We start from the raw sequence: 18,543 nt of genomic DNA on the forward strand, positions 1-18,543 counted from the left end.
CCTGAGTTCGGCACCGAGCATTTAAAGTACATTAATGATTGTTTGTGTTAATGCTTTACACACTTCTTCACATCCAGATGGCACATAGCGCTGGCCACGAAGTGGCGGTTTCTGAATGCATTCAGAAGTTTCTTTGATGACAGGAGGTGATGGGAGGGAAAATTATCTTCCCAGTTTTACCTATCTCAGTTCTCAGTGCGAAGGGCACTTTTGTGGGTGCCCTTCTAGATCATTGTTATCATTTAGCGAGAAGAACGCTTGGCGATGATTTCCTCGGCCAGATTCCTCGGCACTGGCTCGTAGTGCGAGAATTCCATCGTGTATGCCGCGCGCCCGCTGGTCATAGAACGGAGGTCGTTCACGTAGCCGAACATTTCGGAAAGAGGAACATGACCCCGCACCACACTCGTCGCCCCACGTGATTCCATGCCCTGGATAATGCCTCGGCGGCGGTTGAGGTCGCCAATTACATCACCGTAGAACTCTTCGGAAGTCGTGACTTCGACTTTCATCATCGGCTCAAGGATAATTGGATCAGCCTTGGCTACCGCGTTTTTGATACCAATCGAACCGGCGGTTTTAAAGGCCATTTCACTTGAGTCTACATCGTGGTATGAACCATCGTACAGTGTAACCTTGACGTCGATCATTGGGAAGCCAGCAATAATGCCGTTCTCCAATGTCTCGCGGACACCGTTTTCAACTGGCTTGATGTATTCCTTGGGAACCACACCACCGACAATGCCGTTGACGAACTCAAAGCCTTTGCCGGTTTCGTTTGGCTCAACCCGCAGCCATACATCACCATATTGACCATGACCACCAGTCTGGCGAACGTGCTTACCCTGTGCCTGCGCCTGCTTCGAGATGGTCTCACGATACGCTACCTGTGGACGCCCCACATTCGCCTCAACTTTGAATTCGCGGAAGAGACGATCGGTGATAACGTCCAGGTGCAACTCACCCATACCGGCGATGATGGTCTGACCGCTCTCTTCGTCCGTGTGGACGCGGAAGGTCGGATCTTCTTCAGCCAGCTTACCAAGGGCGATGCCCATCTTTTCCTGGTCCGCGCGGGTCTTTGGCTCTACAGCCAGCTCGATCACCGGCTCTGGGAACTGAATCGACTCCAGGATGATCGGCTTCTGCGGATCGCTGAGCGTGTCACCAGTAAAGGTGTTACGCAGACCAACGGCCGCACAGATGTCACCGGCGCGAATCTCATCGATATCTTCGCGGTGGTTAGCGTGCATACGCAGCAAACGACCAATGCGCTCGGTTTTTCCCTTGGTGGTGTTTTCCATCGAGCCGCCCTTAGTCATTGTACCAGAATAGACACGCAGATAGGAAAGTCTACCGACAAATGGGTCAGAGACGATCTTAAAGACCAGCGCGCTAAATGGTGCCTCGTCCGAAACCTCGCGGGTAATCTCCTCTTCGGTGTTAGGATCAACACCGGTAGGGAGTTCGATATCCAATGGAGAAGGCAAGAAAGCAACTACCGCGTCAAGCATAGCTTGAACGCCCTTGTTTTTCAAGGAGCTACCACACAAAACGGGCACAAGTTTGTTCGCGATGGTGGCTTTGCGCAGGGCTGCAATCAGCTCTTCTTTGGAAATCTCTTCTCCCTCAAGGTATTTCAGGGTCAACTCTTCGTCGGTCTCTGCGATCGTCTCGATCAGCTTCTCGCGATGCTGCTCAAAATCGGCCTGCAGGTTCTCGGGGATATCAACGTGCTTCGACGTTGTACCCAGGTCATCGGTGTAGACGATGGCCTTTTGCTCCAGAAGGTCGATGTACCCTTTGAAGTCGGACTCGATACCAATCGGGATCTGAATCGGAAGTGCGTGTTTCGTCAAGCGATCACCGATCATGTCCACACAGCGCCAGAAATCGGCACCAGTGCGGTCCAGCTTGTTCACAAAGCACATCCGCGGAACATTATACTTGTCGGCCTGGCGCCATACAGTCTCGGACTGTGGCTCTACGCCCGCGACGCCGTCGAAGACTACTACGCCACCGTCGAGGACACGCAGTGAGCGCTCAACTTCAGCGGTAAAGTCTACGTGGCCCGGGGTATCAATGATATTGATGCGGTGGTCCTGCCAGAAACAGGTGGTAGCAGCCGAGGTGATCGTGATGCCACGCTCTTGCTCCTGCGCCATCCAGTCCATCGTCGCAGCCCCTTCGTGCACCTCACCAATACGGTGGATCTTCTTGGTGTAGAACAGGATACGCTCGGTGGTGGTCGTTTTACCAGCGTCAATATGAGCGATGATACCAATATTTCGTGTTTTCGCGAGTGGATATTCTCTTGCCATGATGTGTTTTTACCAGCGATAATGAGCGAAGGCTTTGTTGGACTCCGCCATCTTGTGGGTCTCCTCACGTTTTTTAATGGTTGCACCCTGACCCGCAGCTGCATCCATTAACTCGTTTGCCAGCTTCTCTGACATCGAGCGACCATTGCGTGAACGGGAAGATTTGATCAACCAGCGCATGGCCAGGGCGTTTCCGCGATCTTTCCGTACATCAATCGGCACCTGATATGTCGAGCCACCTACACGACGAGGTTTGACCTCGATGCTTGGTGTGGCATTTCTCAAAGCTTGCTCAAACACCTCGATTGGAGGACGTTTTTGCTTGGCTTCAATGGCGTCAAACGCATCATAAATGATGCGCTCGGCAAGGCTACGCTTGCCATCAATCATCATCTTATTTACGAAGCGGGCTACATTTCGGCTCTTGTACTTGGCATCTGGTACATCCGGTCTTCGCACCACTCTCTTACGTCTTGGCATGTTCTGCCTCCTCAGTGTGTCATTCGGATCTGCTTGCTTTTCGTCAATCTTACCCCCACCACTGGGGACCATCCTGATCTCTGGTTTTCGCGTTTTCCCTTAGGTTCTGGCGGAAGACTGCTTCCATCAAACATACTTGACCAGCACAGCAACTATACGACTGATGTGCTTCAACTCCCCATCCCTGTGTGAGGTACCTAACGGACACCAGAAAAGGCGTCGATCCGATCTCGGGCATGCGCACCTTGATCTTCTTCGAACGCCTACACGCGGGTGCCTTTCCACATTGTCAGATAGCTACTATCCTTCGAGTCCGTTGTCGTTATTCTCGCCTTCGGATCGAAGTGACTGAACCAGGAGAACACCCGACTATCATCGCAATATGACGGGTACCATCACCTTGCTCCGGCTGCGTACCCGTCTACAATGACGTGTGATTTACCGACCTTTGCAGTATCCTCTTCCCGTTGAAAATAGGGCCGCGCCTTCTTTGTACACGCGACTGACCTTTACATCGGGCCTTAACGGGCGGGCGATATGCGGTATTCCTCACCATCCCCCGCAATTAACTACTGCGTGTCTTACCTTCTGCCCTTTGTTGGGGCGGCTGCCTGTCCGGGTTTCGGACGCTTGGCCCCATACTTGGAGCGACCACGACGGCGCTTTGAAACGCCTTCGCTGTCCAGTGTGCCGCGTACAATATGATAGCGGACACTCGGCAGGTCTTTTACACGACCGCCACGAATGAGCACTACCGAGTGCTCCTGTAAGTTATGCCCTTCACCAGGAATGTATGCAGTAACTTCCATCTGGTTTGAAAGACGAACACGGGCAATCTTACGCATTGCCGAATTCGGCTTCTTGGGCGTCATCGTACGTACCTGTGTGCAGACGCCACGCTTCTGGGGCGACCCACGCAGGCGGGAGGTCCTGTTCTTCAACGCGTTGTACGAATACAGCAACGCAGGGGCCTTCACCTTTTTCTGTTTGTTCGAACGGCCCTTTCGGACCAATTGATTAATTGTCGGCAAGGAACAATCCTCCCTGTCCTCGTTGTTCTAAGTGCACGCGGATAGAAACTCTATCCGCGTTATTTCTATCACACATATGCGATTGCATATATTATCACTCATCGTCCTCGCTGTCAAGTGTCAGGCCAAGTGGGGCACTCGCTCCAACTGGAGCACTGGCAATGGCACCTGCAACGACAGGGGCGGCCGCCACGCGCGCTGCTGCTGCGGCTTGCTGGCGAGCAATCTGATCACGACGGCGCTGGGCAATGCCAGATCCAGCCGGGATCAATTTACCAATGATGACATTTTCTTTCAAACCAATCAGGTGGTCGGTCTGCGCTTCGATCGCGGCTTCGGTCAGCACACGAGTCGTCTCCTGGAAGGAGGCGGCCGCCAGGAAGCTGTCAGTGTTCAGCGATGCCTTGGTGACGCCAAGCAGAACGGTCGAGGCTTTGGCGGGCTCGCCACCTTCGGCCAGGACACGGGCATTGGTATCGGCATACACGAAACGGTCCACCAGATCGTTCGGAAGCATGTCTGTGTCACCGGGCTCATCGACTTTGACGCGACGTAACATCTGTCGCACGATGACCTCGATGTGTTTGTCATGGATGTATACACCAGTATTACGGTAGACGCGCTGCACCTCTTTGGTGAGGTACAACTGGACCGCCTCGCGTCCCTGGATGCGCAGGACATCCTGTGGGTCGCGCTGGCCAGAAGTGATCGGCGTGCCCGCCTGGATCTTCTGTCCATCGGTGACGGCGATGTTGCGCGAAGCTGGCACCGGGTAGCTGCGCTCGTCACGCTCTTCGAAGCGGATCGAGATGCCATCTTCGTTCAAGATGACTTCGCCATCGGTTCGGGCCATGACCGGCACTGGCTCACCGCCATGCTCATCGGCGATAAGAGCAATGATCTGGTCCTTCTGCACATGATCGTGTTCGTTAACAACGATCTTTACATCAGAGTCTTTCGGCACCAGGTATTCATCAAAGAAGATGTTGGTCGAGACCACCCGTACTGTACGCACGCCTGTAGACTCGTCTTTGACGATCTCCACCACGCCGTCGATCTCGCTGATCTCAGCCTTATCTTTCGGGACACGGGCTTCGAAGAGCTCTTCAACACGCGGCAGACCCTGCGTAATGTCACCTTGCGCGCCCGCGATACCACCAGTGTGGAAGGTACGCATGGTCAGCTGTGTTCCAGGCTCACCAATCGATTGCGCGGCAATAATACCAACCGCGGCTCCAACACGTGCCAGAGCGTTGGCGGCCAGGTCACGGCCGTAACACTTGCGGCAGATGCCACGTCGTGCCAGACAGTTGAGGGCCGAACGTACGCGTACGGCTTTGATACCGGCGTTAACAATCTCGGTTACGTCGTCGTCGGTGAGCTCTTCTCCAGGCTCCAGATGTGGCAACTCCGGTATCTCTTCGGCCAGGACACGTCCGAGCAGACGACCGCGCGAATTCTCCAGACCCATATCCTTTGAGTCGAACTCGGTGATCAAGATACCCTCTGTTGTTCCACAATCCTCTTCAGTGACGATGACGTCCTGAGCGACGTCGATCAGACGACGGGTCAGGTAACCAGATTCCGCCGTTCTCAAGGCGGTGTCAGCCAGACCTTTACGGGCTCCGTGGGTGCTGATGAAGTACTCCAATACGCTCAGTCCTTCACGGAAGTTACCACGCACCGGAATGTCCATAATACGTCCTGATGGACTGGCCATCAGTCCGCGCATACCGGACAACTGACGAATCTGCTGGAACTTCGCTTTGGTCGCTCCAGATTCAGCGATGGTGTAGATGGAACCAAATGGATCGAGGACCGAACGTACCATTTTCTGGACGTTGTCGGTGGCTTCGTTCCACGTCTCGATCGTTTGCTGGTATTTTTCGTTCTCGGTGATGAGACCATCATGGAACTGCTCTTCCAACTCAGCGATCTTGACGTCAGCTTTGGCCAGCTCTTCAGCTTTGCCCGTTGGTACCTGCACATCGCTGATGGCGAAGGTGGCACCGGCTTTGGTTGCATAGTAGAAACCAAGGCGCTTAATTTCGTCCGCCAGGTCGGTGGTTTTGGAGCGACCATATTCTTTGAAGCATTCGCCAATGACCTGTTTCAAGTTCTCCTTCTTCATGACGTAGTTCTTGAAACGCAGGCGCTCGGGCAGAGCTTCGTTGAAAATGATACGTCCAACCGTGGTCGTGATCGGCTTGTTCATCGAGTGCATGGTCACCGCTGCTGGAGGTGGCTGGTCATAGACGTCGATCTCGCCCATGCGGACCTTGATCGGGGCCTGCAGATCAACCACGCCATGCTGGAAGGCCAGCAGTGCTTCGCCAGCATCAGTAAAGACGCGGCCCTCACCCTTTTTGTTGGGGCGCTCCTGTGTCAGGTAGAAACAACCCAACACCATATCCTGGCTGGCGCCGATCGATGGCTCACCGTGGGCCGGTGATAGCAGGTTGCGGGTCGACATCATAAATTGACGGGCTTCGTCCTGCGCTTTCTCAGACAAAGGCACGTGCACAGCCATCTGGTCACCGTCGAAGTCGGCGTTAAAGGCCGAACAGACGAGCGGGTGCAGCTGGATAGCACTACCTTCGACCAGCACAGCTTCAAAGGCCTGAATACCAAGCCTGTGCAGCGTTGGCGCGCGGTTCAATAGCACCGGATGGTTTTTGATCACCTCTTCCAGTACATCCCAGACTTCTGGTTTGACGCGCTCTACAAAGCGTTTGGCACTCTTGATGTTGTGGGCGAAGTTCTGCTCCACCAGTTTGCGCATGACAAATGGCTTGAAGAGCTCCAATGCCATACGTTTTGGCAGACCACACTGGTTCAACTTCAGGTCTGGTCCAACCACGATAACCGAACGGCCAGAATAGTCGACACGTTTACCGAGCAGGTTCTGGCGGAAACGTCCCTGCTTACCTTTGAGCATGTCGGAGAGGCTCTTCAACTTGTGGTTACCAGAACCGGCCACGGCACGACCACGGCGACCATTATCAATCAGAGCATCGCAGGCCTCTTGCAGCATGCGCTTCTCGTTGCGAATAATGATCTCAGGCGCGCCCAGCTCAAGCAGGCGTTTGAGACGGTTGTTACGGTTAATCACACGGCGGTAGAGATCATTGAGGTCCGAGGTGGCGAAACGACCACCATCCAACTGCACCATCGGACGCAGGTCCGGTGGAAGCACTGGCAGAACAGTCATGATCATCCATTCAGGCGAGGTATTCGATTTGCGGAATGCCTCAACCACTTTCAGGCGCTTGGTGGCCTTCTTGCGGCGCTGCCCGACGGTATTGCCGATCTCGTGACGCAGATCGTTGGCGAGTTTCTCCAGATCGATACCCGCGATTAACTCACGTACGGCCTCCGCACCCATGCCGGCACGGAAGACATCGCTGAAGTTATCTTTAAGCTCACGATAGCGATTCTCCTGCAGCAGGTCCATCTTTTTCAGACCCTCGAGGTCGCGACGCAACTGCTCAATGCGCTGGCGTGTCTCATTGCGCTCGCGCTCAAGCTGCGACTGCGCGGAGTCGATCTGGCCCTGGAACTCCATGGTCAGACGGTCGGCCTCGCGTTTGCCCTCGGATTGGGCGCCCTCGAGTTCGCGGCGTGCCTGCTCGGCGATGGCGTTGCGGGCGGACTCGGCTACGCGCTCCAGCACATCCAGGTGCTTGGAGGTGACGGTATCACCCTGCTTGACGATGATCTGGTCGGTCGGCTCGAAGAAGATGTCATCTTCGGCCTGCTGGCCCATCGTTTCGCGCAGCAGACTCAGTGTCTCGCTCTCGGCGTGGCGAGCCTCTTCGAGGTCTTGCTCACGACGCTGCTCTACTTCCTGGCGATCGGTCTTGGAGAAACGCTGCTCGTTGTCCTCCAGGGCGCTATCGCGCTGAGTACGTAGATCATTGATGCGCTCAACAATCTTCTCATCCAGGTTCTGTTCGAGACCGGCCATCTCTTCGTCCAGGCGCATCAGTTCACGCTGGCGAGCCTCTTCGTCTACGTTCGTAACCACATAAAGAGCGAAGTACAGGACACGCTCCAGGTTACGTGGCGAGAGATCCAACAGCAGACCGATACGGCTAGGAGTACCCTTGAAGTACCAGATATGGCTCACAGGTGACGCCAGCTCAATATGTCCCATGCGCTCGCGACGCACTTTTGAACGAGCAACTTCGACACCGCATTTATCACAGACGATGCCTTTGAAGCGTACTCTTTTATATTTACCGCAGTAACATTCCCAGTCTTTGGTGGGTCCAAAAATGCGTTCGCAGAACAACCCATCTTTTTCTGGCTTCAGTGTACGGTAGTTAATTGTCTCCGGTTTCGTGACCTCACCATAGCTCCAGCTGCGAATCTGCTCCGGGCTGGCAAGGCTGATACGGATAGCGTTAAAATCATTTACTTCGAGCATGCTACCTCTCCTGGGATAGGGGCTAGCGACAGGCCAATCGACCTGTCGCTCCGCATTCCTTTTTACACAAAACCTTTTGCTTTCAACACAGGCGTGTTGATTGCCCCTATATTATTGGTCTCCCTCGAAACCGGATAGATTAATACCCAGTTCCGGCATGACATCGTTCGAGGTGTCTTCGACGAATTGGATCTTTTGCTCGTCTTCGTTGAGGACCTCTACATTAATGCCCAGGCTCTGCAATTCTTTGACGAGTACTTTGAAGGATTCTGGAACGCCCGGCTCCATGATGTTTTCACCCTTCACAATGGCCTCGTAGGTTTTGACACGGCCGACTACGTCGTCGGATTTGACGGTCAGGATCTCCTGCAAGATGTGCGCCGCGCCATAGGCTTCCAGCGCCCACACTTCCATTTCACCGAACCGCTGTCCACCGAACTGCGCCTTTCCACCCAGCGGCTGCTGCGTGATCAAGCTGTAGGGGCCGGTCGAACGGGCGTGCACTTTATCTTCTACCAGGTGGGCCAGCTTCAACATGTAGTTGTAGCCCACGGTGATGGGATGGTCAAAGGGCTCACCGGTGCGTCCATCATAGAGCTGGACCTTGCCGGTTTCGGGCAACCCGGCCCGACGCAAGAATTCTTCGATGTCATCTTCGGTGGCGCCGTCGAAGACAGGCGTGGCGATCTTAAAGCCCAGCGCTTCCGCCGCCCAGCCCAGGTGGGTCTCCATAATCTGACCGATATTCATACGGTGCGGGACACCCAGCGGGTTCAGGATGATGTCCACCGGGGTGCCATCCGGCAGGAACGGCATGTCCTCGATCGGCAGCACGCGCGAGATGACGCCCTTGTTGCCGTGGCGTCCAGCCATCTTGTCGCCCGCGCCGATCTTACGCTTCTGCGCGATGCTGACACGCACCAGCTGGTTGACGCCCGGAGGTAGCTCATCACCGGCCTCGCGTGAGAAGACCTTGACTTCGACGATCTTGCCGCGCTCACCATGGGGCACGCGCAGCGAGGTATCTTTGACTTCACGGGCCTTCTCACCAAAGATGGCGCGCAGCAGTTTCTCCTCTGCCGTCAGCTCGGTCTCGCCCTTGGGCGTAATCTTGCCGACCAGGATATCCTGCGGTCCCACTTCGGCCCCGACATAGATGATGCCGCGCTCATCCAGGTTCCGCAGGCCTTCTTCACCCACATTCGGAATGTCACGCGTAATCTCTTCGGGTCCCAGTTTGGTGTCGCGAGCGTCGATCTCATACTTCTCGATGTGAATCGAGGTAAAGAGATCCTCGTGCACGATGCGCTCACTGATCAGGATGGCGTCCTCGAAGTTGCCGCCCTCCCAACTCATAAAGGCCACCAGGATGTTCTGGCCTAACGCCAGTTCCCCGTCCTGCGTCGAGGTATTGTCGGCGATCACCTGTCCCGCCGTAACATAGTCGCCTTTTTTCACAATCGGTCGCTGGTTAATACAGGTACCCGCATTAGAACGGACAAACTTGCGCAGACGATAGCTGGAGATCTCTCCCTGCTCGTCCATGACCTCGATGCGACGCGCGGTAGAAGTGATCACCTCACCACTGGTGCGGCTGACGATAACCTGGCCGGAGTCGATGGCGATCTGCCGCTCAATGCCGGTCCCACAGATGGGAGACTGCGGCCGCAGCAACGGCACCGCCTGGCGCTGCATGTTAGCGCCCATCAGCGCACGGTTGACGTCGTCATGCTCCAGGAAAGGGATCAGGGCGGTGGCCACCGAGACCGTCTGGCGCGGTGAGACGTCCATATAGTCGATGTTGTCGGAGTTCTCCATGAAGAACTCACCCTGATAGCGTGCCAGGACGCGGTCCTCTTCAAACTCATCGTTGTCGGAGAGCTTAGCGTTGGCCTGCGCGATCCAGAAGTTCTCTTCGTCATCGGCGGTATGGTAGTCCACCACGTCGGTCACGAAGGGCTTCACGCGGACCTGCGCCTCACCCAGCAGGGACGACAGCTTCTGGAATAAGGCGTCGTCGATACGCACCCGCTCACGCGCCGGGATCAGGACGGTGCCATCCGTGTCGGTGACGGCGTCGCGCTCGCGTCCAAAGATGCCTCGGAACTCACGTCCGATCAGGTTGGGATCGTTGGCCTTCAGCCGTTTGTAGACCTTGCGGTAGGGCGTCTCGATGAACCCATACGGGTTGATCTGCGCATAGGTCGCCAGGTTACCGATTAGACCGATGTTGGGACCTTCCGGCGTCTCAATCGGACAGATACGGCCATAGTGAGATTCGTGGACGTCACGGACATCAAAGCCGGCGCGCTCACGCGAGAGACCACCAGGACCCAGCGCCGAGAGACGGCGTTTGTGTCCGATCTCCGCCAGGGCGTTGGTCTGGTCCATGAACTGTGAGAGCTGGCTGCCACCAAAGAACTCCTTCATCGCCGCCACCACCGGGCGGATGTTGATGAGGGCGTTCGGGGTGGCCTGTCCCGGCTCCTGAATGCTCATGCGCTCTTTGACGACACGCTCCATGCGTAGCAGACCCACGCGGAACTGCGTCTGGATCAGTTCACCCACGCAGCGCACGCGGCGGTTGCCCAGGTGGTCGATATCATCCTTGCGGCCACGACCATTATTCAGGGAGACCAGGCGCCGAATGATATTGACCAGGTCGTCCTGCGTCAGGATACGCTGGCTCTGCGGAATGGCCAGGTCCAGCTTACGATTGAGCTTGTAGCGACCAACGCTGCCCAGATCATAACGGCGCGGATTAAAGAACAGGTTCTTGACCAGCGAACGCGCGTTATCTAAGGTGGCGGGATCACCAGGACGCAACTTCTTGTAGAGTTCAAGCAGCGCTTCGTCCTCTTTCTTCACCGGATCACGATCCAGCGTGGCCTGAATGTAGCGCACCACGGGATCGTTATCGACGCCGGCGAAGGCATCCAGAATGCCCTGGTCGGTCGATAAATCTAAATCTTCGGCATGCCACTGATCTTTGGCCAGGCTGGAAATGGCCCGCAACAGGGTGGTCACCGGAATCTTACGTTTGCGGTCAATCTTGACGGTTAAGAGATTTTTATTGCTGGTCTCGAACTCCAACCAGGCACCACGGCCTGGAATCAGTTTGGCGGCGTACAGCTTTTTGCCAGTGGTCGCATCCTCGTCTACGGTAAAGTAGACACCGGGAGAACGCACTAGCTGGCTGACCACCACACGTTCGGCGCCATTAATAATGAATGTACCATCTGTGGTCATCAACGGGAAATCACCCATGAAGACATCTTTCTCGATGATTTCGCCCGTCTCTTTATTAATCAGGCGCGCCTTGACATTCAAAGGTGCCGCAAAAGTGGCGTCACGATCGCGACATTCATCCTCAGAATACTTTGGCTTGCCAAATGGTTCAGGTGGTACAATAAATTCTAAGCTCAGGTTTTTGCCGGTAAAGTCTTCAATCGGAGAAATTTCTTCGAAAAGCTCGCGCAAACCCTCTTTCTTAAACCACTCAAAGGAGTCAAGTTGAATTTGAATCAGGCCAGGCATAGGCCGTATGTCTGGAATACGTGCAAAGGAAACACGCTCTGGGAGCGCAACGGCCCTTGTGCTTACTGCCATACTTGGTATTCTCCTCTCACCTAATCGCCCATAGAGGAAATTGAGAGACACGACAATACGCACCTCTCAGTGCAACGGAAAACGGAAAAAAAAACAGATAATTGCTTTATGATAATGCCTGTGTTGTGAAACGGTCTATGACAATAAAAGTAACCGCTTGCGCACGCAATGAGCGGTTACTCCTACACATATGCTTTTAATGGTTGTTTGCCGATCGCCCACACAACTATCCCCTCCAGTGGAGATAAACAAGCTAGCTAACAAGATCACAGGCACGGGTTAAGATAAGATATCCGAAACAGCAAAAAACACCACATTGTACCCTCGACCCGAAATCCTGCTACATTTCAGAGCGAGGCTCATGAAAGTGGGCTGAAGGTTCGACTGCATGTGGTTTATGATAATATCCTCACGTTTTTTGGGGAGCGATGAGTTGTTTCGTAATGTGTCTCGTCTCTCGGTTACATCGTTACCTGTGTCATGAAACAGCTATAACACTACTGTTACTAGTATACATACACTGGCAAGTGGTAATTATACGTCTTCGGATAATATATGTCAATACTTTTTGGAGCTCTTCTGGAAGAGCTCTAAAAAATCTGAATTTTTCTCTCATCATTTATAAACGCACAGATCCGACGTTTTATTCCATCAGTTTCTTTCTTTATTTAGGATGGGTCTTAATTTTTTGAGTTGGTGCATGGGGGCGCGGATGCGCCCCCATGCACCAACTCAAAAAATTTTGTTTTATGCCACGTCGACGAGACGTTGGGAGGCGACGAGAGCCTGCTCAATCTCTTCACCAAGAGTGGGATTCCAAACCTGCTTGGCATCTACCCAGCGCGTATGGAGCAGCGACAATAACTGGCGCTGGTCCTCGGTCGATAGTAGGTTCAGATCGACCAGCGACTCGGGATGGCCCGGATAAGTAATGGTGAGCACAAAGTTGTCAATGCGAATAGTGGCCTGACCGTTGAGCCGATAGGTGTGCGAGGAGCCCAGCTTACGGCAGAATGAGATGCCTCCCAGGCAACCTATGAGGATAAACGAGACAGCAACAATACTGACAACGATACCGGCTAGACTCAGGATGAGCGCCAGCCCGGTGGTGATAACCATCAGGACAGGTGAGGGGATGTGCATCGTCCAACCAACCAGGATAGCGGGAACCAGGCCGACGAGCGCGGTAACAAAGCACCAGAAGGCGCTATTCATAATCCAGAAGATGCTCTTCATGTTTTCCGCGGAAAGATCACGCACGGTGACGGTATCATTGCCCTCAAAGGTCACCATGCCCGCTGTACGCCCAGCGCGCAACGCGTACAGGAAACGCACGACCAGAACACTCCCTAAGATTGAGATAAAAGAGATAAACCAGGAGAGAGCTACCAGCGCGTCTTGCCATTTTAGGTAGAGCGTGAATTTGTGTACATAGGTCGTCCATAAAGCCGCGCCACAGCAAACACCCACGATGGCTGTCACAATGAGTGCGAGGAAAAATAACCAGCCCAACCTGCGGATGCGTAGGTATTGTCCTTGCGCTAAATCAAAACGATATGTATCTTTTACTGGTTGTAGCATAACTCTCCCCCGATGTACATTGATGATATCTAAATACGGTCCTCTTCAAATGCTCAGATCCCGTTTATCTAGTTGTTCTCTATGCTTTAACGATTCAGACCATGTCAATAGTGACAAAAAATAACCAGATTTCACTGTTTTGAATCATGTCTGTCCAAATGATGTTCTGGTAACACACTATTCCCATCATATTAGTACGAACGAACAGGCCTTTAGTTTCTAAAGAACATGTATCATCGTTTGTCATATTATGTCCAAAAAGCTAAGCCAGGGATGATTTTGTCTTAATAAGCCAGGAATGATTTTGTCTTAATAAGAGTGGAAGCAACACCGTGAGCAGGTGCGAATGCACCTGCTCACGGTGTTGCTTCCACTCTTATTCATGTATTGAGCGCCGTAGGCGCGTATCGTCAGGGGCCGAAGGCACGAAACCACCACATGCTATATACCAATACACACCACTAACGCGTATTAGTTCGCAGATCATCAAAAAGAATCGTCTGCAGATAGCGCTCAGCAGCGCTAGGAAAAACAGTCACAATAACCTTGCCGCGATTTTCTTCTTTACGGGCTTCCTGAAGGGCGGCCCAGGCGACGGCCCCGCTGCTAATACCGACTGAGAGGCCCTCTCCTTTAATAATCTGAATGGCCGTCTCGACCGCATCATGATCGCTTACCGGGATGACGCGATCGATGAGATCCACGCGCAGGGTATCGGGGATAAAACCAGAACCCAGTCCTTCGATGCGATGCGGACCCGGCCGTCCGCCCGAAAGCACGGCGCAGGTCGCTGGTTCAACGGCCACAACCTCCAGCTCAGGCTTACGGGCACGTAGCCCCTCCGCCACGCCGGTCAGGGTACCACCGGTACCCACGCCGATCACCACCATATCGACGGTTCCGGCCGTCTGCTCCCAGATTTCGACCGCGGTTCCCTCACGATGAGCACGGGGATTGGCCTGATTGTAGAATTGCTGAGGATACCATGTGTTGGGGAGTGTTGTACGCAGTTCGATGATCTTGTTGATGGCTCCGCGCATACCCTGGGCGGCCGGGGTCAGCATGATTTCGGCCCCAAATCGCTGCAACAGGTGACGCCGCTCAGGGCTAATCGTATCTGGCATGGTAAGAATGCACCGATAACCACGGGCGGCTGCGATGACCGCTAGCGAGATACCCATATTCCCACTGGTCGGCTCGATGATCGTACTGCCAGGGCGCAACAGACCCTGCTGTTCAGCTTCGCAGATCATTTGCAGAGCTACACGATCCTTTGAACTGCCGCCGGGGCTAAACATCTCCAGCTTAGCCAGAATCTTTGCCACCACGCCGGTTGGCTCACCCGAGGCCGTTTCTTCAGCGGCAAAACGTCTTAATTCTACGAGAGGAGTACGGCCAACTAATTCAGTAGCATTTTTCGCCCAATGGACCATAAATATGTGCCAGCCTTCTTTCTACAGAATTACTCCTCCGGTAGTAAAGCGCGAATAATACTGACCAGTTCTTGCATGTTAAAGGGTTTACGGAGGAGAATGCCAGCCTGTAATCCCATACGATGTAGTTCCCAGTCGTAGCTCCCGGAAATAACAATGATTGGCGTGTTTTTGGTGTTGCTATGACCACGCAAATATTTGTAGAGCGATCCACCATCAAGCCCTGGTAAGCCTACATCTAATAGGACCAGGTCAGCCCCCGCGTAGGGCAACTGGTCCTTCGCTGTTTGCCCATCTGAATAAATATGCACCCGCCACTGACCGAAAAGCTTTAAGGCATTACAGAACATATCGGTCAAGCGTGGATCATCCTCAACGATAGCAATCAGTTTCTGCTCTTCCAACGCATCAGCCACGTGCTATCATCCCCCTTCACATATACATCACATACACCACATCTTTACACCTCACCTCACCGCTCTCCTACCAGTCTTCAGACATACAAGGCCACGATTAATCTTGTCTGCTTCCAATCGTGTTCCTTGCCTTATCGGTATCTCTTCTGCACGTATACAGCCAGGGTATGCGCGCATACGCCTCCTCCTCACAGAGAAGTTCAATGGTCGAAATTTGAATTAAATATAGTACATGGTCTCTTCAGGACTACCTGTACGGTGCTTCTGAGCCAATTCCTCAATTGTGGTCGCGGTCAAGATCTGCTGTGTCAGGGTGTCGATCTGCTGCCAGACGTCTCGCAAGGCGCAGCCGGGAGAAAGCTTGCAAAAATCTGGCGTGGGCAAACATTCCATAGGCGGAACGTATCCTTCAAGGGCTTGCATCACCTGTGCCATCGTAATCTGGCTCGGCGCTTTGGCGAGCATATGACCACCCTTTGGACCACGCACGCTCTTCACCAATCCTTCTTTACGTAACACCATGAGGATCTGATCGAGATATTGCTCTGGAATATGCTGCCGATTCGCAATATCCGCGCTTTCAATCGGCCCTTGCCCGTAGTACGCAGCCATGTCGAGCATCGCTCGTAGACCATAGTCTCCCTTCATTGTTAACTTCATCGTTGGGACCTTTCTTCTGGGCAAAGTGACTGAATCTAGTTATCTTTCTATCTAGTGTTTAGGATATATCAGTAGAGAATGCATGTCAATGATTTTCAGCGCTATCCAGCGCTAAACTTGACTAAATTGGTAAACTTTCTAGTGTGGCCTTCTTATTATTCTATTTGCCGGGCTTCCGGGTCGAACCTTGATTACCATATAACTTCACATAATGTACAGCTTAATATGAGATAAGCACAGGCGAAATTGATTAAATTCTGCTGAGAATGGGGGTAAAGAGAAACGTCAGGCTTGCAGGTCCACACATACATATCTATAATGAACCATAGAAACACAGGCACAATTCTTCCATTATTGATGCCTGCCTGTGTTATTCGATGGATTACCAGGAGACAAAACTATGCAGCAAGGCAGTACCTGGCAGGCAAACCAGGAACATCAGCCACAGTTAAAAGTTCTTGTTGTTGACGATGAGGATAACATTATTGAACTCATTCGCCTCGGACTACGCTATGAGGGCTTCCAGGTGGAGGTAGCCTCTGACGGCGAACAGGGCATCGCGCTGGCGCAACGCATCGATCCGGACCTGGTGATCCTGGATGTGATGATGCCCGGTATCGATGGACTGGAGGTTTGCCGCCGTCTCCGTGGCAATCCAACAACACGCGATGTACCTATTTTGATGCTGACAGCTAAAGATGAGGTAGGAGATCGTATTTTAGGTTTGCAGACCGGCGCCGATGATTATCTGACCAAACCCTTTGACTTTTACGAGTTATTAGAACGCATTAAAGCGATATTGCGTCGTCAGAGCCGTGCCAAATCGGCGCCAGGAGATATGAAGGGCGCGGATGCCGATCAGCTTCTGCAGTGCGGCGACCTGATCATGAATACGGCGACGCGCGAGGTGACCCGCAATGGTCAGATGATCGAGTTGACGGCCACAGAGTATAACCTCTTGCAGTTGTTTATGACCCATCCACGCCAGGTTCTGGATCGGCAAACCATCTTGAACCGGGTGTGGGGCTACGATTTCCTGGGCGAAACAAATATTATCGAGGTCTATGTACGCTACTTGCGCGAAAAAATTGAAGATACACCCAGCTCACCACGTTTGATTGTGACTGTACGCGGTGTGGGTTACGTTCTTAAGTGCTGACGCGTTTTTAGCAGCGTTGAAATACCTGTCTGTCTATTCGTCAAGCGGAGTATCACTACCATGTCAGAGCAAAAAGCCACGGGGTGGCAAGAAGGGTTGACAAACCGATTGTATCAATTAAAGACACGGTTTGCTCCCCCACAATCACGAGGGGATCTCTACCTGCTGGGTCCGTCAACCAATAAAGAGGAGATCACACAACCTCTCGCGGGAACTCCTGCGAATCTGGGTGATGGCAATAATCGTAAGGATGCCCCTTCATGGTTGCGCATGTTCTTTAGTCTGCAGGTCCAACTGACGTTTGTATTTGCTCTGCTCTTGATCCTCCTGGTGGCCTTTGCCGGCCTCCTGCTTGGCAAACAGGTTTCGACGGCCTATGAGATGATCGTGATGCTGGTCCTGGTGGTTGCAGGGACCGTGATGGCGTACGCACTTACGTCTCTGTTGCTGCGCCCACTGGGACAGGTAACCGATGCGGCTCAGGCCATTGCTATGGGCGACCTGGCCCAGAGCCAACGCTTACCTTTACGCCTCCCACCACAGGATGAGGTGGATCGCCTGGCTGGCAGTTTGAGCATTATGGTGACTCGCCTGGAGACAGCCGAAAATATGCAACGCGCCTCTCAGGAGCGCTTTCGCCAGTTCTTTTCAGATGCCTCCCATCAACTGCGCACCCCTCTAACTTCCATTCGCGGCTTTACGGAGCTCTTGATGCGCGGCGCCAAGGATGATCCCGAGACTTCACAACGTATCCTTAAACGTATGAAGAACGAATCGGAACGCATGACGCTGCTCATTAATGATCTGCTGACACTGGCCCGCCTGGATGATACCCATCCGCTGAAACTTCAGTACGTCGATATGATCGATATAGCGATCCAGAGTATCGAACAAACAAAGTCTCGCGCCAACGATGAACGTAAGATTCGCCTGCAACTGGTTTCAGATGATAAACTGGGGGTCCAGGCCGATAAGGAGCGTATCAAACAGCTGCTGTTTATCCTGCTGGATAACGCATTAAAATATGGCCTCCCTGCTCCCCAGGGCGAGATTACGCTGAAGCTGGATAAGCAGCAGGGACAGGTCATGATTAGCGTAATCGATAACGGCGATGGTATCGCCAGTGAGGATCTGGAACATATCTTTGAGGAGTTCTATCGTGGCCGCCATCGTTCGTCGACCAATTCCAGTTCTACCACTCCCGTCATTGGTACCGGCCTCGGCCTGACAATCGCTTCCGCCATTGTGCGCGCGCATAACGGCGCCATCACCGCCTGTAGCGAGCCCGGCAATACTGAATTCAAAGTACTTTTACCATGTGCAGACTAGTCTAGCGCAGAATTCAATTCCAAGCTCAACTACGCATTTTTCCCATACAGATTGACCATCGCTGGTTTACCATGATACACTGCCTGAAGTAAAAA

General features: G+C 53.2%; 11 protein-coding genes. 2 read left to right on the top strand and 9 right to left on the bottom strand.

Going from position 1 to position 18,543, the window contains the following annotated elements; all coding sequences use genetic code 11:
- Positions 1-242: 242 nt before the first annotated feature.
- The 9 genes from fusA to KTT_RS09305 all read right to left on the bottom strand — a co-directional run bounded on the left by fusA (position 243) and on the right by KTT_RS09305 (position 15,960).
- Complete coding sequence (fusA, locus tag KTT_RS09265; RefSeq protein ID WP_126595705.1) at positions 243-2,321, bottom strand: elongation factor G; 2,079 nt, start codon at positions 2,319-2,321, stop codon at positions 243-245.
- Positions 2,322-2,330: 9 nt separating this feature from the next.
- Entirely contained in the window at positions 2,331-2,801 is a 471-nt protein-coding gene (gene rpsG, locus KTT_RS09270) for a 30S ribosomal protein S7 (protein ID WP_126595706.1), read from the bottom strand.
- Between the two features lie 581 nt (positions 2,802-3,382).
- Complete coding sequence (gene rpsL / locus KTT_RS09275) at positions 3,383-3,832, bottom strand: 30S ribosomal protein S12 (protein ID WP_126595707.1); 450 nt, start codon at positions 3,830-3,832, stop codon at positions 3,383-3,385.
- Between the two features lie 94 nt (positions 3,833-3,926).
- On the bottom strand, positions 3,927-8,261 hold the full coding sequence (gene rpoC / locus KTT_RS09280) for a DNA-directed RNA polymerase subunit beta' (protein WP_126595708.1): 4,335 nt from the start codon (positions 8,259-8,261) through the stop codon (positions 3,927-3,929).
- 111 nt (positions 8,262-8,372) lie between these two features.
- Positions 8,373-11,870, bottom strand: a complete 3,498-nt coding sequence (rpoB, locus tag KTT_RS09285; protein ID WP_126595709.1) for a DNA-directed RNA polymerase subunit beta — start codon at positions 11,868-11,870, stop codon at positions 8,373-8,375.
- Positions 11,871-12,617: 747 nt separating this feature from the next.
- Entirely contained in the window at positions 12,618-13,451 is an 834-nt protein-coding gene (locus tag KTT_RS09290) for a hypothetical protein (protein ID WP_126595710.1), read from the bottom strand.
- A gap of 461 nt (positions 13,452-13,912) precedes the next feature.
- The gene (gene cysK / locus KTT_RS09295; RefSeq protein ID WP_126595711.1) at positions 13,913-14,884 is read right to left on the bottom strand and encodes a cysteine synthase A; all 972 of its coding nucleotides are present in this window, start codon (positions 14,882-14,884) and stop codon (positions 13,913-13,915) included.
- 29 nt (positions 14,885-14,913) lie between these two features.
- Positions 14,914-15,300 carry a response regulator transcription factor gene (locus KTT_RS09300; protein ID WP_126595712.1) on the bottom strand — a complete coding sequence of 129 codons (387 nt, stop codon included), beginning with the start codon at positions 15,298-15,300 and terminating at the stop codon, positions 14,914-14,916.
- A 219-nt stretch (positions 15,301-15,519) separates the two neighbouring features.
- Positions 15,520-15,960 carry an RrF2 family transcriptional regulator gene (locus KTT_RS09305; RefSeq protein WP_126595713.1) on the bottom strand — a complete coding sequence of 147 codons (441 nt, stop codon included), beginning with the start codon at positions 15,958-15,960 and terminating at the stop codon, positions 15,520-15,522.
- Positions 15,961-16,360: 400 nt separating this feature from the next.
- Between KTT_RS09305 and KTT_RS09310 the strand changes: the two genes are divergently transcribed.
- Both KTT_RS09310 and KTT_RS09315 read left to right on the top strand, forming a co-directional pair.
- Positions 16,361-17,119 (top strand): response regulator transcription factor, encoded by a 759-nt coding sequence (locus tag KTT_RS09310; protein ID WP_126595714.1) that lies wholly within the window; start codon positions 16,361-16,363, stop codon positions 17,117-17,119.
- A gap of 60 nt (positions 17,120-17,179) precedes the next feature.
- Positions 17,180-18,448: a sensor histidine kinase gene (locus KTT_RS09315; protein WP_126595715.1), complete on the top strand. Its 1,269-nt coding sequence runs from the start codon at positions 17,180-17,182 to the stop codon at positions 18,446-18,448.
- The last annotated feature ends 95 nt before the right edge of the window (positions 18,449-18,543 follow it).

The sequence above is a fragment of the Dictyobacter aurantiacus genome (assembly GCF_003967515.1).
GTDB classification, from domain to species: domain Bacteria; phylum Chloroflexota; class Ktedonobacteria; order Ktedonobacterales; family Ktedonobacteraceae; genus Dictyobacter; species Dictyobacter aurantiacus.

Excerpts from the sequence above, each read along its gene's own strand:
- fusA (WP_126595705.1), bottom strand. The coding sequence starts at position 2,321 with ATGGCAAGAGAATATCCACTCGCGAAAACACGAAATATTGGTATCATC.
- KTT_RS09310 (WP_126595714.1), top strand. The coding sequence starts at position 16,361 with ATGCAGCAAGGCAGTACCTGGCAGGCAAACCAGGAACATCAGCCACAG.
- rpoC (WP_126595708.1), bottom strand. The coding sequence starts at position 8,261 with ATGCTCGAAGTAAATGATTTTAACGCTATCCGTATCAGCCTTGCCAGC.
- KTT_RS09305 (WP_126595713.1), bottom strand. The coding sequence starts at position 15,960 with ATGAAGTTAACAATGAAGGGAGACTATGGTCTACGAGCGATGCTCGAC.
- KTT_RS09315 (WP_126595715.1), top strand. The coding sequence starts at position 17,180 with ATGTCAGAGCAAAAAGCCACGGGGTGGCAAGAAGGGTTGACAAACCGA.
- rpoB (WP_126595709.1), bottom strand. The coding sequence starts at position 11,870 with ATGGCAGTAAGCACAAGGGCCGTTGCGCTCCCAGAGCGTGTTTCCTTT.
- KTT_RS09290 (WP_126595710.1), bottom strand. The coding sequence starts at position 13,451 with ATGCTACAACCAGTAAAAGATACATATCGTTTTGATTTAGCGCAAGGA.
- cysK (WP_126595711.1), bottom strand. The coding sequence starts at position 14,884 with ATGGTCCATTGGGCGAAAAATGCTACTGAATTAGTTGGCCGTACTCCT.
- rpsG (WP_126595706.1), bottom strand. The coding sequence starts at position 2,801 with ATGCCAAGACGTAAGAGAGTGGTGCGAAGACCGGATGTACCAGATGCC.